Genomic DNA, 14,669 nt, shown 5'->3' on the forward strand with positions numbered 1-14,669 from the left:
CCATGCCCGAGAGCAACGGCCCGACCACCACCCCGCAGCACCGCGCCGACATCGCCGTCATCGGCGGCACCGGCTTCTACTCCTTCCTCCAGGACCCGGAGGAGGTCATGGTCAGCACGCCCTACGGCGAGACGTCGGCGCCGATCTCGCTCGGCACCGTCGCGGGACGTCGGGTCGCGTTCCTGCCGCGGCACGGCGTCCACCACGACTTCCCGCCGCACGCGATCCCCGCCCGCGCCAACCTGTGGGCGCTGCGCTCCCTGGGAGTGCGCCAGGTGCTCGCCCCCTGCGCGGTCGGCGGGCTGCGCGAGGAGGTCGCCCCCGGCGACGTGGTGGTGCCCGACCAGCTGGTCGACCGCACCTACCGCCGGGTCCCGTCCTACGTCGAGTCCGGCGCGGTGCACCTGCCCTTCGGCGACCCCTACTGCCCGGGGCTGCGCCGCGCGGCACTGTCCGCCGGACCCGACCTGGTCGACGGCGGCACGATGGTCGTCATCGAGGGTCCGCGCTTCTCCACCCGCGCGGAGTCGCGCTCCTACGCCGCGCAGGGCTGGACGCTCATCAACATGACCGCGCTGCCCGAGGCAGCGCTGGCCCGCGAGCTGGGCCAGTGCTACGCCTCGATCGCCCTGGTCACCGACATGGACGCCGGGGCCGAGGAGGGGTCGGGCGTGGGCCAGGAGGAGGTCTTCGCCCTGTTCCGGGCCAACCTCGAGCGGCTCACCGGGCTGCTGGCGGCCACCATCGCGGCGTTGCCCGACCCGACCGGCTGCACGTGCGCGTCCTGGCTGGACGGCGTCGAGCCGACGTACGACATCCCCACGCCCGAGCTGGCCACCGAGGCCCGCACCGACGGCGCCGGCTGATGCGGGTCCTGCTCACCGGCTCGGCCGGCTTCATCGGGGCCGCCGTGGCCCGCGCGCTCGAGGACCGCGGCGACGAGGTCGTCCGCGTCGACCTGATGCTCGAGATGGCGCACGGCGCCGCCGCCCCGCCCGAGGGCACCCACCACCTCGACGTGCGCGACGCGGCGGACGGCTTGGAGTGGGCCCGGCTGCTGGCGGGGGTCGACGTGGTGTGCCACCAGGCCGCCGTGGTCGGCGCGGGCGTGCGGGTCGCGGACCTGCCGGCGTACGCCGCCCACAACGACCTCGGCACCGCCGCGCTGCTGGCTGCCATGCACGAGGCGGGCGTGGACCGGCTCGTGCAGGCCTCGAGCATGGTGGTCTACGGCGAGGGTCGCTACGAGTGCACCGAGCACGGTGAGCAGCCGCCGGGCGTGCGCTCGCGGGCCGACCTCGAGGCGGGCCGGTTCGAGAACCCCTGCCCGGTCTGCGGGCGAGCGTTGGGCTGGGCGCTGGTCGACGAGGACGCCCGGCTCGAGCCGCGCTCGAGCTACGCCGCCTCCAAGGTCGCCCAGGAGCACTACGCGATCGCGTGGGCGCGCCAGGCCGACGCCGCGGGCATCTCGCTGCGCTACCACAACGTCTACGGGCCGGGGATGCCGCGGGACACGCCGTACTCCGGGGTCGCGGCGATGTTCCGCTCCTCCCTCGAGCGCGGCGAGGCGCCGCAGGTCTACGAGGACGGGGCGCAGATGAGGGACTTCGTGCACGTCGACGACGTCGCGCGCGCCAACCTGGCCGCCCTCGACGCGGTCACTGCCGCGGAGCCCGGCAGCCACCGCGCCTACAACGTGGCCTCGGGGCACCCGGTCGGCATCCGGCAGGTCGCCGAGCTGGTGGCCCGCGGCACCGGTCGCGACATCGCCCCGGAGGTCACCGGTGGCTACCGTCTCGGCGACGTGCGGCACGTCGTGGCCTCGCCGCAGCGGGCCGCCGACGAGCTCGGCTTCCGTGCGCAGGTGCTGCCCGAGGACGGGCTGCCGGCCTTCGCCACGGCGCCCCTGCGCGCCTGAGCGGCGCGCGGGTCGCCGCTCACCAGGTCGTGTAGAGCAGGTGCTGCACCAGCAGCGCCGTGACGACCTGGGCCAGCAGCGCCGGCGAGCGCCAGCGGGCCGGCAGCAGCGCCACGGACAGCGTCAGCCACGGCACGAAGGGGAGCCAGATCCGCTCCACCTCCGACTTGCTCATCCGCGAGGCGTCGGCGGCCAGGACCACCAGCAGCATGGCCCCGGCCAGCAGGACCACGGCGCGCTGCTCGGGATCCAGCGTCCGCCGAGCGAGGGCCCGCACCCGCGTGAGGAGCACCGCCAGGCCCGCCCACGCCATGGGTCCGAGCACCACGGCGAGGGCGGCGAGGTTGCCCCACAGCCAGTACCAGGCCGGGCGGTCGGCCGCGATGCCCTCCCAGTAGCGGTCGTGCAGCACCGGGTAGGCCTCCCACCACGCGAAGCCGGCCGCGGCGAAGCCGAGGACCGGCACCCACGCGGCGGCCACCGCGACCGGCAGCACCGAGGTGCGCCAGGCCCCGCCGACCGTGATGACCGCCAGCGCGACCAGCCAGACGAGCGGCATGCCGTAGGACATGAGCACCGCGCAGCCGAGGACGAGCCCGGCCGGGACCGCCCACAGCCGGGCCCGGGGGGTGCTGCGGGTGGCGAGCGCGAGGCAGGCCAGGCCCCACGCGACCACCGCGCCGATCACGGCGTCGGCTGAGACCGCCACGAAGACGGCGGCGGGGGAGAGGGCGAGCGGCACCGCGACCCGGCGGGCCACGCCCTCCACCCCCAGGGCCCGCAGTGCGACCAGGACGGCGACCGGCATCGAGGCACCCACGACCGTCACCACCACCCCGGCGGCGAGGTCGCCGCCGAGCCCGACCTGCACGAGCCCGACGAAGAACAGCAGCATCAGCGGCGGGTGCCCGGCCACGTGCGTGGGCCAGTTGCGCGGCGCCGCGTCGTAGGAGATCCGCTCGACGTACTCCCGCAGCAGCAGGCCGACGTCGTCGACCTCGCGCGCGGTCGGGAGGTACTCCACCGGGTTGCCCAGCACCCGCGACAGGCCCTCGGGGCCGTCGACCAGCGCCAGGGAGAGGCACCAGCCCAGCGCGAGGAGGTACGTCGCCAGCAGCAGCGGTCGCCAGCCGGCGCCCGGCGCCCACCGGGCGACCCACCACCAGCCCCCGAGGCCCAGCACCAGCGCCGGCAGCGTCCCGGGGCCGAACCACTGCGGCGCCCACCAGCCGTGGAACGGCGGCGAGAGCACCTCGTCGACCTGCGAGCGCGGCGCCCGGGTGTTGACCTCCCAGTCGAGCAGGTGCGGGAGCGTGAACGCCGCGACGACCAGCAGGGCGGTCACCACGACCCCGGTCCAGGCGGCCCGCGAGGTCGTCATGGCGGCGACTGTATCCACGGCCGACACCCGTCCGGAGGGTCCCGGCCCACCCTTCCGGCCAGGCACCGCGGTCTACGGTCGTGCGCATGCCCGAGGTCCCGCCCGCGCACCGCCACCCGGACGGCCCGGTGGCCGACCTGGTGCTGCCCTGCAAGGACGAGGCGCCCGCGCTGGAGGCGCTGCTCCCGCGGATCCCGGCGGAGTTCTCGGTGATCGTGGTCGACAACGGCTCGCGCGACGGCACGGCAACGGTGGCCGAGCGGCTCGGGGCGACGGTGGTCCACGAGTCGGTGCCGGGCTACGGCGCGGCCGTCCACGCCGGCCTGCTCGCCGCGACCCGCGAGCACGTGGCCTTCATGGACGGTGACGGCAGCTTCGACCCCGACCAGCTGCTGCCGCTGCTCGACGACGTGCGGTCCGGGCGCGCGGACGCCGCGCTCGGCCGACGACGGCCGGTCGACAGGCGGGTGTGGCCCTGGCACGCCCGGCTCGGCAACGCCCTCATCGTGTGGTGGCTGCGGCGGCGGCTGCAGATGGCCGCCCACGACATCGCGCCGATGCGCGTCATGGGGCGCCAGGCGCTGCTGGACCTCGACGTGCGCGACCGCCGCTTCGGCTACCCCGTGGAGCTGTTGCAGAAGCTCACCGTGGCCGGGTGGCGGGTCAGCGAGCGCGACGTCGACTACCACCCGCGTGCCGAGGGCACCCGTTCCAAGGTGTCGGGCTCGGTGCGGGGCACGCTGCGCACCGCACGCGACTTCGCCCGGGTGCTGCGGTGAGCGGCCGCTCCGGCGCGGCGGTGCGCGCCCTGGTCGTGGCCAAGGCCCCCGTGGCCGGCCAGGTCAAGACCCGCCTCGGCGCTGACGTCGGCCTCGAGCAGGCCGCGGGTCTCGCCGCGGCCGCACTGCTGGACACCCTCGAGGCCTGCACGACGGCGTACGGCGCCGAGCACTGCCACCTGGCGCTGGCCGGCGACCTGGCCGGTGCCGTCGCGTCCACCGACCTGCTCGCGGCCGTGGCCGGCTGGACGGTGCACGAGCAGCGCGGCGAGGACTTCGCCGACCGGCTGGTGGCCGCGCACGCCGACGTCGCCGCGAGCGGTCCCGGCCCGGTCGTCCAGGTCGGCATGGACACCCCCCAGCTGACCCCGGCGCTGCTCGAGGCGACCGCCGAGGTGCTGCAGGAGCACGACGCCGTCCTCGGGCCTGCCGAGGACGGCGGCTGGTGGGTCCTGGGGCTGCGCGACCCGCGCGACGCCGCGGCCCTGGCGGGAGTCCCCATGTCGACCGCGCACACGCACCGCGACACCGCTGCCGCCCTGGCCGCGCGCGGGCTGTCGGTCGGCACGACGACGGTGCTGCGCGACGTCGACGAAGTCTCCGACGCCGACGCGGTCGCCCGCGCGGTGCCGGGCACACGTTTCGCCCGACGCTGGCACGCCTTGTGGGGGGTGGGCGCATGAGCCTGGCCGAGGAGACAGCCCCGGACCTGCGACGTGGTGGTGCGGACCGCTCCTTCAGCAGCCTGTTCGCCCATGCCCTGCGCGGGGCCCCGTGCCGGGTCCTGGGGCTCGACGGCGGACCGACCGACCTGCCGGTCCACGAGTGGACGCGGCGCGCCGACCCCGCCGACGACGCCCTGCTGTCCCACTGCCACGGGCCGACCCTCGACGTCGGCTGCGGCCCCGGGCGGCTCGCGGCCCGGCTGGCCGAGCGCGGGGAGCGGGTGCTGGGGCTCGACGTGGTCCACGAGGCCGTCGAGCAGACCCGGGCCCGCGGTGTGCCGGCCGTGCACGCCAGCGTCTTCGACCCGGTGCCCGAGGAAGGGCTGTGGACCACCGCGCTGCTGGCCGACGGCAACATCGGCATCGGTGGTGACCCCGCGGCGCTGGTGCGCCGCCTCCGCGACGTGGTCGCCCCCGGCGGCAGGATCGTCGTCGAGTTGGCCGGACCGGGCGTCCCGACCTCTACCCGGTGGGCACGGCTGGAGGCCGCGGGCTCCCTCAGCCGGCCGTTCCGGTGGTCCGTGGTCGGGCTCGACGGCGTCGCGGACCTCGCCGCCTCGGCGGGGCTCCGGGTCGCGGTCCGTGCGCCGTTCGGGCACGGCCGCTGGGTGGCGGTACTACAGTCGCCGACGTGAGCCCCCGGCCGAGGTTGCCCGGCGAGCACGGCTTCACGTCGCGACTGCGCTCACCTGCCGTGTCGGCGCGGGTCGGGCGGTGGCTGGGCATCAGCTTCGGCATCTGCTTCCTGACCGGCCTGGTCAGCCACTACGCGCAGGACCCCTCCCAGCCGGTGCCCTTCCCGACCAGCCCGGCGTGGGGCTACCGGGTCACCCAGGGGCTGCACGTCACCACCGGCATCGCCTCGGTCCCGCTGCTGCTGGTGAAGCTCTGGACCGTCTTCCCGCTGCTGCTGCAGTCCCTCCCGGCCGGGACCGGCGCCCGGCTGCGGGCTGCTGGCGAGCGCGCCTCCAACGCGGTGCTCGTCGCCTCCTCGGTCTTCCTGCTCACCACGGGGCTGCTCAACTCCACCCAGTGGTACCCCTGGGAGTTCTCCTTCCGCCGCACGCACTACGCCCTGGCGTGGGTGGCCATCGGGGCGCTGCTGCTCCACCTGGCGATCAAGGCACCGACCATCCGCGAGGCGTTGCGCCGTGACGTCGACGACCCCGCGCTGGACCGGCCGACGGCGACCGAGCAGGGGGCCCTGGGACGACGCGGCCTGCTGCGGGCCACTTGGACCGCCAGCGCGCTGGCGGTGCTGGCCACGGCCGGCTCGACCGTCCCGTGGCTGCGCCAGGTCTCGGTGCTCGGGGTCCGCTCGGGCGAGGGTCCCGGCGGGGTGCCCGTGAACCGCACCGCGCGCGCGGCCGGGGTCACGGAGACCGCCGTCGACCCGGCGTACCGGCTGGAGGTGGTGTGGGGCACCCGCCGCGTCTCGCTGGGCCGTGAGGACCTGCTGGCGATGACGCAGCACACCGAGGAGCTGCCGATCGCCTGCGTCGAGGGCTGGAGCGCCTCGGCCGCGTGGACCGGGGTGCGCCTGCGCGACCTGCTCGACCTCGTGGACGCGCCCGCCGGGTCCGAGGTCGAGGTCACCTCGCTGCAGCAGCGGGGTGCCTTCGCCCGCACGCTGCTGCAGGGGAACTTCGCCGACGACGACCGCACGCTCGTGGCCCTCGCGCTGGCCGGGGAGCCCCTCGACCTCGACCACGGCTACCCCGCCCGGCTGATCGCCCCCAACCGGCCGGGCGTGCTGCAGACCAAGTGGCTGTCGCGGCTGGAGGTCCTCGCGTGAGCCGCGGGCGCGCAGGCCTCGGCGCCCTCGGCGTCCTGCTCGCGGCGTACGGCGGGTGGCTGCTGCTGTCCCGGCAGGACTCCGCCGGGAACCTCGACGCGGTGCTGTGGCTGGCGGGAGGGGTCGTGGTGCACGACCTGCTGCTCGCCCCGGCCGTGCTGGCCCTGTGCTGGGTCGGCGCGCGGCTGCTGCCGCCGCTGGCCCGGCCCGCCGCGGCCGCGGGGCTCGTGGTGCTCGGGAGCCTCACGCTGCTCGCCGTGCCCTTCCTCGGCGGCTTCGGTCGCGACAACGCCCCCGACAACGCCACGCTGCTGGACCGCGACTACACGGCCGGGTACCTCGTGCTGGTGGCGTTCGTGCTCCTCGGCGTGGTCCTGCCCGTCCTGGTCGTCACCGTGCTGCGGGAGCGGTCGCGCGGGCAGGGCTGAGGGAGGCCGGCGCGCGGCGTGTCGCACGCCCGTGTCGAACAGGTGTTCGGCTAGCGTGCTGTCCACAGGCACGGCGCGGGACGAGGTCGTCCACACCCCACGACACGCTGATCAGGCGTTGTCGGTGGCTCGCCCTAGCGTCGTCGATGTGCCTGGCCCACGACGAGAGACGAGGAAGAACACCATGGCTGGTGGAGATCGCGACAAGGCGCTGGATGCAGCGCTCGCCAACATCGAGCGGCAGTTCGGCAAGGGCTCGGTCATGCGCCTGGGCGACGAGACCCGCGCGCCCCTGGAGGTGATCCCCACCGGGGCCATCGCCCTCGACGTGGCCCTCGGCCTCGGCGGCCTGCCCCGCGGGCGCGTCGTGGAGATCTACGGCCCGGAGTCCTCCGGAAAGACCACGGTCGCGCTGCACGCGGTGGCCAACGCCCAGCGCCAGGGCGGCATCGTGGCCTTCATCGACGCCGAGCACGCGCTGGACCCGGAGTACGCCAAGAACCTCGGCGTCGACACCGACGCCCTGCTGGTCTCCCAGCCCGACTCCGGTGAGCAGGCCCTGGAGATCGCCGACATGCTGATCCGCTCCGGTGCGCTCTCCCTCATCGTCATCGACTCCGTGGCCGCGCTCGTGCCGCGGGCCGAGATCGAGGGCGAGATGGGCGACAGCCACGTCGGTCTCCAGGCGCGGCTCATGAGCCAGGCGCTGCGGAAGATGACCGGTGCGCTCAACAACTCCCAGACCACCGCGATCTTCATCAACCAGCTGCGCGAGAAGATCGGCGTCATGTTCGGCTCTCCCGAGACCACGACCGGTGGTCGGGCGCTGAAGTTCTACTCCTCGGTCCGCCTCGACGTGCGCCGCATCGAGACGCTCAAGGACGGCCAGGAGATGGTCGGCAACCGGACCCGCGTCAAGGTCGTGAAGAACAAGGTGGCCCCGCCGTTCAAGCAGGCCGAGTTCGACATCATGTACGGCAAGGGCATCTCCCGCGAGGGCGGCCTCATCGACGTCGGCGTCGAGGCGGGCCTCGTGCGCAAGGCCGGTGCCTGGTACACCTACGAGGGCGACCAGCTGGGCCAGGGCAAGGAGAACGCGCGGACCTTCCTGCGCGACAACCCCGACCTGGCCAACGAGCTGGAGAAGAAGATCCTCGAGAAGCTCGGTGTCGGCCCGACGGTCGACGCCGAGGCGCCCGCCGACCCGATCGGTGTGGACGACTTCTGAGGATGGACCCCGAGACCCGTGCCGCCCCTGACTGGGCCGGCGACGTCAGCCTGGGCGTCGACGTCTGGACCCGGCGGGCAGGACCTCGGACCGACGACCGCGCCGCGCCGCCACCGGAGGACCCGGTGGCGGCCGGCCCGGACGCCGACCCCGAGTCGGTCGCGCGCACGATCCTGCTCGACCAGCTCACGGGCCGGGCCCGCAGCCGCAAGGAGCTCAGCGACAAGCTGCGCTCCAAGGAGGTCCCAGAGGACCTCGCCCAGCGGCTGCTGGACCGGTTCGAGGAGGTCGGGCTGGTCGACGACGAGGCCTTCGCCCGCGCCTGGGTCTCGGGGCGCCAGTCGGCCAAGGGCTTGGCCCGTCGGGCCCTGGCGCAGGAGCTGCGGCGCAAGGGCGTCGACGACGAGGTCGCCCGCGGGGCCCTCGACGAGCTGGACCCCGAGACCGAGGAGGAGGCCGCGCGGGCGCTCGTGCGCAAGAAGCTGCGCACGCTGAGCCGGGTCGACGACGTCACCGCGACGCGGCGCCTGGTCGGGATGCTGGCGCGCAAGGGCTACGGCTCCGCCATGGCCTTCGCCGTGGTCCGCGACGAGCTGGCGCGGGCCGGCCGCGAGGACCTGCCAGACTCGGGGTCGTGACCGACGCCCTCGGACCCCAGCTGCGACTCGCTCCCGGCCCGGTCGACCTGACCGCGGTCCCCACCGATGCCACCCCGGGTCACGACGGGGACAAGGAGCAGGCCCAAGCCGAGCTCGCGCGCCTCGGCGTGGACCTGGCCGACCTGCAGGAGCGGCTCTTCGCCGAGTCCCGCAGCGGCGGCACCCGCGCGGTGCTGCTCGTGCTCCAGGGCATGGACACCTCCGGCAAGGGTGGCGTCATCCGCCAGACCATCGGCCTGGTGGACCCCCAGGGCGTGCACATCACCGCCTTCAAGGCCCCGACCGAGGAGGAGCGGGCCCACGACTTCCTCTGGCGCATCCGCCGGGCGCTGCCGGCGCCGGGGAGGATCGGCGTCTTCGACCGCTCGCACTACGAGGACGTCCTCATCGCCCGCGTGCGTGGGCTGGCCGAGCCCGAGGTGGTCGAGGCGCGCTACGACCAGATCAACGCCTTCGAGGCCGAGGTCGCCGCGGCCGGGACCCGCCTGGTGAAGGTGATGCTGCACGTCGGCCCGCAGACCCAGAAGGAGCGCCTGCTCGAGCGCCTCGACCGTCCCGACAAGCACTGGAAGTTCAACCCCGGCGACATCGACGAGCGGCAGCGCTGGAGCGAGTACCGCCGCGCCTACGAGATCGCCCTCGAGCGCACCAGCACCGAGGTCGCTCCCTGGCACGTGGTGCCGGCCGACCGCAAGTGGTACCGCAACCTCGCCGTCGCGCGGCTGCTGCACGAGGCGCTGCTCGACCTCGACCCCCGGTGGCCGGTCGCGGACTTCGACGTGGCCGAGCAACGGCGCCGGCTCGAGACCGAGGACCCGATCGCGTGAGCGGGCTGGAGCGAGTCCGCGTCACCCGCTACGTCACGCCGCTGCGCGAGGGCGGCTCCCTGCCGGGCGTGGTGGAGGGCGAGGACCTCGGCACCTACGTGTGCAAGTTCCGCGGCGCCGGGCAGGGCCTGCGGGTGCTGGTCGCCGAGGTCGTCGTCGGTGAGATCGCCCGCCGCATCGGCCTGCGCACCCCGCGGCTGGTCGTCCTCGACCTCGACCCCGCGATCGCCCGGTACGAAGCCGACGAGGAGGTCCAGGACCTCCTCAACGCCAGCGCCGGCGACAACCTCGGCATCGACTTCCTCCCGGGTGCCTTCGGGTGGACCGACGAGCAGCGCGCCGCGGTCCCTGCCGAGGCCGCCCGGGTGCTGTGGCTCGACGCGTTCTGCGCCAACGTCGACCGGTCCTGGCGCAACCCCAACCTGCTGGTCTGGCACGGCGAGCTGTGGGTGATCGACCACGGGGCGTCGCTCTACTTCCACCACGGCTGGCCCGGTGGCTCGCTGGCCCGCGAGGGCGCGGCGCAGCGCTTCGCCGAGCAGCCCTGGGACGACTCCGACCACGTGCTGCGGGAGGCGGTGGACGACCTGGGCGCCGTCGACGCGGAGCTGCGCGACCTGCTCGACCCGGCGGTGCTCGCCGAGGTGCTCGCGCTCGTGCCCGACGCCTGGCTCGAACCGGTGCCCGGTGCGGAGTCCCCGGAGCAGGTGCGGGCGGCCTACGTCGCCTTCCTGGCCGCGCGTCTCGGCTCGCGTGCCTGGCTGCCGCAGCCGGGTGCTCCGGGAGGCCGGCGGTGAGCGAGCTGCTGCCCTACCAGTACGTCGTGCTGCGCTGCGTGCCGCGCGTGGAGCGCGAGGAGTTCCTCAACGTCGGCGTGGTCCTCTACTGCCAGGCCCGGGACCTGCTCGAGACGGCGTGGCACGTCGACACCGGACGCGTGCTGGCCCTCTTCCCCGACCTCGACGTGAGCCGGCTCTGCGAGGGGCTGGCGTTCGTCGACGGCGTGTGTGCCGGCGACGAGCGCGGGGGAGCGGCGGCCGCGCAGCCGCTCGGCACCCGCTTCGGCTTCCTCAAGGCGCCACGCAGCACCGTGCTGCAGCCCGGCCCCGTGCACGGCGGGATGACCACCGACCCGGGGGCGGAGCTGCAGCGGCTGCTCGACCGCCTCGTGCGCTGAGTCAGACCGGGACGAGCTCGACGGCGCCGACGGCGTAGCGCGCCAGCACGACCCGCGCGACCTCGGGGTGCGCGCCCAGGGGCTCGGACACCGCGATGGCACCGGCCTCGAGGGCCAGCTCGGCGGCCCGGTCCGGCGTGGCACCGGGCGCGAGGAAGAGCGAGGCGACCGCGATGTGGCGGCGTCCCTCGGCGCGGAAGGCGCGCACGGCCTCGCCGGTGGCCGGCGGGGTGGCCGCGGCGAAGGCCGCGGTCACGGGGAGCTTGTGGTGCGAGCCCCACAGCCGCGCGAGCCGAGCGACGGCCTGGTTGGCCAGCGGGTCGCTGGAGCCGGAGGCGGCCAGGACGAGGGCGTCGAGCTCGCGGACCCGGGCCCGGGCGAGGGCCTCGCGCATGCGGACGTCGAGGACCTGGAGGAAGCAGGCCTCCAGCCCGAGGATGTCGGTGGCGTGGATCTGCAGGCCGGGGTGGCGCTCGGAGGCCTCGGCCAGGGCGGCCGGCACGTCGACCGCGGCGTGCGAGGCGTGGGTCAGCAGCAGCGGGACCACGACGATCTCGTCGTGACCGGACCGCACGAGCCGGTCCACGACCGTCTGCAGGCCGGGGCGCGACTTCTCCAGGAAGGCCGCCTCCACCTTGAGGTCGGGTCGCACGGCGCGGACCTCGTCGACGAGGGCCTTGATCGTGGCGGCCGCGCGGGGGTCACGGCTGCCGTGGGCGAGGGCCACGAGGGCGGGTGCTGCCATCGGGTTCCTCCTTCTGTGTGGATCTGCTGTGATCGGTGTCCTGCGGTGCGACGGCGCTGTCGGCGGATGGTGCTCGTGGTTGCTGGTGGTCGGTGGGGAGAGGTGGTCCGGGGTCGGGTCAGGCGTGGATCCCGCACTCGGTCTTGCCGGTGCCGGCCCAGCGGCCGCTGCGGGCGTCCTCGCCCGGCGCGACCCGACGGGTGCACGGGAAGCAGCCGATGGAGGGGTAGCCGTCGTAGACCAGCGGGTTCACCAGCACGCCGTTCTCGGCGACGTACCGGTCGACCTGCTCGTCGGACCAGCGGGCGATGGGGGAGACCTTGACCTTCTGCTTCTTGGCGTCCCACCCGATCACCGGGGCGATGATCCGGTGGTGGGTCTCGGCCCGCCGCAGGCCGGTGGCCCAGGCGTCGTACCCGGCCAGCGACTCCTGGAGCGGCTGCACCTTGCGCAGGAAGCAGCATCGGTCGGGGTCGGTGCGGAAGAGGTCCTTGCCCTCGGTCGCGTCCTGCTCGGCCACGCTCTGCCGCGGGGTGATCGTGATCAGGTTGACGTCCATCGTGGCCTCGACCGCGTCGCGGGTGCCGAGGGTCTCCACGAAGTGGTAGCCGGTGTCGAGGAAGACCACGTCGATGCCCGGCACGACCTTGGCGGCCAGGTGGGCCAGCACGGCGTCCCCCATGGAGGAGGTGATGCAGAAGCGCTCGCCGAAGGTGGCCGCGGCCCACTCGATGATGTCCTCGGCGGGCGCCAGCTCGAGCTCGGCGCCCCAGTGGGACACCAGCTCGCGCAGCTCCTCGGGGGAGCGTCCCTCGGTCTCGATGCCGCGCTGGGCACGTGCGGCGCGGGTGGTGGCAGATGTCATGAGGTTCCTCCCGGTGCGGACGGCGGAGGGGCGAGGTGCCCGATCAGCCGGAGGGAGAAGGCGCGCCGGCACGAGTGGCATTCCCACGTGCCGTGCTCCGCGGCGTGCGGACGCAGGTCCTCGTCGCCGCAGTAGGGGCAGTGGAAGGGGACGGCGCGCTCGGACATCAGGACCCCCCGGCGCCGGAGAGGACCTTGTCGCCGCGCAGCAGCTCCTCCTCGGCCCGGTGCACCCAGTCGACGAAGCTCTCGCCCTCGGCGCGGTCGGCCAGGAAGTTGGTCACGACGGCGGTGACGTAGTCGTCCAGGCCCTCGCTGGTCACCTTGTGGGCGCGCAGCTTGCGGCCGAAGTTGGCCTGGAGCCCGGTGGCGCCACCGAGATGCACCTGGAACCCGCCCACCTGCTGGCCCTCGTGCATGACGAGCTGGCCCTTGAGGCCGATGTCGGCGACCTGGGTGCGGGCGCAGGCGTTGGGGCAGCCGTTGACGTTGACCGAGATCGGGACGTCGAGGTCGGGGAAGCGGCGCTCGAGTTCGGCGACCAGGTCGCGGGCGCGGTTCTTGGTGTCGACGATCGCGAGCTTGCAGTACTCGATGCCGGTGCAGGCCATGGTGTTGCGGCGCCACTGCGAGGGACGTGCGGTGAGCCCGATGCCGTCGAGGCGGTCGAGCAGGGCGTCGACGCGCGCGGGGTCGGCGCCGAGCAGCACGATCTTCTGGTACGCCGTCAGCCGGGCGCCGGCGAGGTCGAACTCCTCGATGACGTCGGCGAGGTCGATGAGCAGCGAGCCGGAGACCCGGCCCACGACCGGGGCGACCCCGACGTACTTCTTGCCGTCCTTCTGGTCGTGCACGCCGACGTGGTCGCGGAAGTCGGTCGGGGGCTCGGGGGAGGGGTTGGAGGCCAGGGGAGCGCCGAGGTACTCCTTCTCCAGCACCTCGCGGAACTTCTCCACGCCCCAGTCGGCGACGAGGAACTTCAGCCGGGCCCGCGAGCGCAGCCGGCGGTAGCCGTAGTCGCGGAAGATCGAGGCGACGCCGGCCCACACGTCGGGCACCTGCTCCAGCGGGATCCAGACCCCCATCTTGGCCGCGAGCATCGGGTTGGTGGACAGCCCACCGCCGACCCAGAGGTCGAAGCCGGGGCCGTGCTCGGGGTGGACGGTGCCGACGAAGGAGACGTCGTTGGTCTCCGGCGAGACGTCCTGGGTGGGGTGACCGGTCAGCGCGGTCTTGAACTTGCGGGGCAGGTTCGAGAACTCTTTGGCGCCGATGTAGCGGCGCTTGATCTCCTCCAGCGCGCTGGAGCCGTCGATGATCTCGTCGGCGGCCACGCCGGCCACCGGCGAGCCGAGGAAGGGGCGCGGGGAGTCGCCGCAGGCCTCGATGGAGGAGAGCCCGGCGGCGTCGAGCCGGTCCCAGATCGCCGGGACGTCCTCGATGCGGATCCAGTGGTACTGGATGTTCTGCCGGTCGGTGACGTCGGCGGTGTCCTGCGCGAAGTCCCGGCCGATCTCGCCGAGGGCACGCACGGCGGCCGCGTCCAGCAGCGCGCCGTCGGAGCGGACCCGCAGCATGAAGTAGCGGTCGTCCAGCTCCTCCTCCTCCATCGCACCGGTGCGGCCGCCGTCGATGCCGGGCTTGCGCTGGGTGTAGAGACCCATCCAGCGGAAGCGGCCGCGCAGGTCGGCGGGGTCGATGGAGTCGAAGCCGCGCTTGGAGTAGATGTGCAGGATCCGCTCGCGCACGTTGAGCGCGTCGTCGTCCTTCTTGGCCTGCTCGTTCTTGTTCAGCGGCTCGTTGAAGCCCAGGGCCCACTGGCCCTCGCCACGCTTGGGGCGGGGGATCTCGGTGTGCTGGGGGCGGGTGCCGTGGAAGCGCAGGTCGGGCATGGTGTCGGGGGTGTCCTTCGCTGGGGGCGGCCGGGGCCTGGAGGGGATGGGCGGGGTTCTCAGCGAGGACGACAGATCGCGCTGCGCGTGCGCCCGAGGTCCACGTGGCGGCGTACCACGAGCCAGGCGTGCGTGTCGGCGAGGGACATGTCAAGGAGTCTCAGCCTGCGGACGGGCGCCGACCAACACCGAATCTCGTGATGTGAGACAGCAATCCCGATATGTGGGACAAGGGTCGCCAGGCCCCGCGT

16 protein-coding genes are annotated in these 14,669 nt (G+C 74.2%); 12 read left to right on the forward strand and 4 right to left on the reverse strand.

The annotated features are described in order from the left end of the window. The first annotated feature begins 2 nt into the window (after nucleotides 1-2). Together Q1V71_RS09195 and Q1V71_RS09200 are read left to right on the forward strand one after the other, a co-directional pair. Nucleotides 3-866 carry an S-methyl-5'-thioadenosine phosphorylase gene (locus Q1V71_RS09195; protein WP_300643105.1) on the forward strand — a complete coding sequence of 288 codons (864 nt, stop codon included), beginning with the start codon at nucleotides 3-5 and terminating at the stop codon, nucleotides 864-866. Beyond that, nucleotides 866-1,918, forward strand: a complete 1,053-nt coding sequence (locus Q1V71_RS09200) for an NAD(P)-dependent oxidoreductase (RefSeq protein ID WP_300643107.1) — start codon at nucleotides 866-868, stop codon at nucleotides 1,916-1,918. Before Q1V71_RS09195 ends, Q1V71_RS09200 begins: the two co-directional genes overlap by 1 nt. Before the next feature lie 19 nt (nucleotides 1,919-1,937). Here the strand turns inward: Q1V71_RS09200 and Q1V71_RS09205 are convergent, their stop codons facing one another. Next, nucleotides 1,938-3,299, reverse strand: a complete 1,362-nt coding sequence (locus Q1V71_RS09205; RefSeq protein WP_300643109.1) for a hypothetical protein — start codon at nucleotides 3,297-3,299, stop codon at nucleotides 1,938-1,940. Between the two features lie 86 nt (nucleotides 3,300-3,385). Here Q1V71_RS09205 and Q1V71_RS09210 point away from each other — a divergent pair, with 86 nt between their 5' ends. The 10 genes from Q1V71_RS09210 to Q1V71_RS09255 all read left to right on the forward strand — a co-directional run bounded on the left by Q1V71_RS09210 (nucleotide 3,386) and on the right by Q1V71_RS09255 (nucleotide 10,917). Next, the gene (locus Q1V71_RS09210; RefSeq protein ID WP_300643110.1) at nucleotides 3,386-4,078 is read left to right on the forward strand and encodes a glycosyltransferase family 2 protein; all 693 of its coding nucleotides are present in this window, start codon (nucleotides 3,386-3,388) and stop codon (nucleotides 4,076-4,078) included. Beyond that, nucleotides 4,075-4,761: a TIGR04282 family arsenosugar biosynthesis glycosyltransferase gene (locus Q1V71_RS09215; protein WP_300643112.1), complete on the forward strand. Its 687-nt coding sequence runs from the start codon at nucleotides 4,075-4,077 to the stop codon at nucleotides 4,759-4,761. Before Q1V71_RS09210 ends, Q1V71_RS09215 begins: the two co-directional genes overlap by 4 nt. Continuing rightward, the gene (locus Q1V71_RS09220; RefSeq protein ID WP_300643114.1) at nucleotides 4,758-5,438 is read left to right on the forward strand and encodes a methyltransferase domain-containing protein; all 681 of its coding nucleotides are present in this window, start codon (nucleotides 4,758-4,760) and stop codon (nucleotides 5,436-5,438) included. Before Q1V71_RS09215 ends, Q1V71_RS09220 begins: the two co-directional genes overlap by 4 nt. Continuing rightward, nucleotides 5,435-6,598, forward strand: a complete 1,164-nt coding sequence (locus Q1V71_RS09225; protein WP_300643116.1) for a molybdopterin-dependent oxidoreductase — start codon at nucleotides 5,435-5,437, stop codon at nucleotides 6,596-6,598. Before Q1V71_RS09220 ends, Q1V71_RS09225 begins: the two co-directional genes overlap by 4 nt. Continuing rightward, complete coding sequence (locus Q1V71_RS09230) at nucleotides 6,595-7,026, forward strand: hypothetical protein (protein WP_300643118.1); 432 nt, start codon at nucleotides 6,595-6,597, stop codon at nucleotides 7,024-7,026. The genes Q1V71_RS09225 and Q1V71_RS09230 overlap by 4 nt, the downstream gene beginning before the upstream one ends. A gap of 184 nt (nucleotides 7,027-7,210) precedes the next feature. Next, nucleotides 7,211-8,254: a recombinase RecA gene (gene recA / locus Q1V71_RS09235; RefSeq protein WP_300643120.1), complete on the forward strand. Its 1,044-nt coding sequence runs from the start codon at nucleotides 7,211-7,213 to the stop codon at nucleotides 8,252-8,254. Between the two features lie 2 nt (nucleotides 8,255-8,256). Continuing rightward, a complete protein-coding gene (locus tag Q1V71_RS09240; protein ID WP_300643122.1) occupies nucleotides 8,257-8,892 on the forward strand; it encodes a regulatory protein RecX in 636 nt (211 codons plus the stop codon). Beyond that, nucleotides 8,889-9,740, forward strand: a complete 852-nt coding sequence (locus Q1V71_RS09245; protein ID WP_300643124.1) for a PPK2 family polyphosphate kinase — start codon at nucleotides 8,889-8,891, stop codon at nucleotides 9,738-9,740. Before Q1V71_RS09240 ends, Q1V71_RS09245 begins: the two co-directional genes overlap by 4 nt. Continuing rightward, on the forward strand, nucleotides 9,737-10,537 hold the full coding sequence (locus Q1V71_RS09250; RefSeq protein WP_300643126.1) for a HipA family kinase: 801 nt from the start codon (nucleotides 9,737-9,739) through the stop codon (nucleotides 10,535-10,537). The genes Q1V71_RS09245 and Q1V71_RS09250 overlap by 4 nt, the downstream gene beginning before the upstream one ends. Continuing rightward, nucleotides 10,534-10,917: a DUF3037 domain-containing protein gene (locus tag Q1V71_RS09255; RefSeq protein ID WP_300643128.1), complete on the forward strand. Its 384-nt coding sequence runs from the start codon at nucleotides 10,534-10,536 to the stop codon at nucleotides 10,915-10,917. Before Q1V71_RS09250 ends, Q1V71_RS09255 begins: the two co-directional genes overlap by 4 nt. Nucleotide 10,918: 1 nt before the next feature. Here Q1V71_RS09255 and Q1V71_RS09260 read toward each other — a convergent pair whose 3' ends face one another. From Q1V71_RS09260 to Q1V71_RS09270, 3 genes are all read right to left on the reverse strand, one after another. After that, nucleotides 10,919-11,662 carry a sirohydrochlorin chelatase gene (locus Q1V71_RS09260; RefSeq protein WP_300643129.1) on the reverse strand — a complete coding sequence of 248 codons (744 nt, stop codon included), beginning with the start codon at nucleotides 11,660-11,662 and terminating at the stop codon, nucleotides 10,919-10,921. Between the two features lie 118 nt (nucleotides 11,663-11,780). Further along, a complete protein-coding gene (locus Q1V71_RS09265; protein WP_300643131.1) occupies nucleotides 11,781-12,527 on the reverse strand; it encodes a phosphoadenylyl-sulfate reductase in 747 nt (248 codons plus the stop codon). 166 nt (nucleotides 12,528-12,693) lie between these two features. Next, on the reverse strand, nucleotides 12,694-14,418 hold the full coding sequence (locus Q1V71_RS09270) for a nitrite/sulfite reductase (protein ID WP_300643133.1): 1,725 nt from the start codon (nucleotides 14,416-14,418) through the stop codon (nucleotides 12,694-12,696). Nucleotides 14,419-14,669 lie beyond the last annotated feature (251 nt).

It is taken from the genome of Nocardioides sp., assembly GCF_030149505.1.
Classification (GTDB): domain Bacteria; phylum Actinomycetota; class Actinomycetes; order Propionibacteriales; family Nocardioidaceae; genus Nocardioides.

Excerpts from the sequence above, each read along its gene's own strand:
- Q1V71_RS09205 (WP_300643109.1), bottom strand. The coding sequence starts at position 3,299 with ATGACGACCTCGCGGGCCGCCTGGACCGGGGTCGTGGTGACCGCCCTG.
- Q1V71_RS09260 (WP_300643129.1), bottom strand. The coding sequence starts at position 11,662 with ATGGCAGCACCCGCCCTCGTGGCCCTCGCCCACGGCAGCCGTGACCCC.
- recA (WP_300643120.1), top strand. The coding sequence starts at position 7,211 with ATGGCTGGTGGAGATCGCGACAAGGCGCTGGATGCAGCGCTCGCCAAC.
- Q1V71_RS09220 (WP_300643114.1), top strand. The coding sequence starts at position 4,758 with ATGAGCCTGGCCGAGGAGACAGCCCCGGACCTGCGACGTGGTGGTGCG.
- Q1V71_RS09270 (WP_300643133.1), bottom strand. The coding sequence starts at position 14,418 with ATGCCCGACCTGCGCTTCCACGGCACCCGCCCCCAGCACACCGAGATC.
- Q1V71_RS09210 (WP_300643110.1), top strand. The coding sequence starts at position 3,386 with ATGCCCGAGGTCCCGCCCGCGCACCGCCACCCGGACGGCCCGGTGGCC.
- Q1V71_RS09200 (WP_300643107.1), top strand. The coding sequence starts at position 866 with ATGCGGGTCCTGCTCACCGGCTCGGCCGGCTTCATCGGGGCCGCCGTG.
- Q1V71_RS09265 (WP_300643131.1), bottom strand. The coding sequence starts at position 12,527 with ATGACATCTGCCACCACCCGCGCCGCACGTGCCCAGCGCGGCATCGAG.
- Q1V71_RS09240 (WP_300643122.1), top strand. The coding sequence starts at position 8,257 with ATGGACCCCGAGACCCGTGCCGCCCCTGACTGGGCCGGCGACGTCAGC.
- Q1V71_RS09195 (WP_300643105.1), top strand. The coding sequence starts at position 3 with ATGCCCGAGAGCAACGGCCCGACCACCACCCCGCAGCACCGCGCCGAC.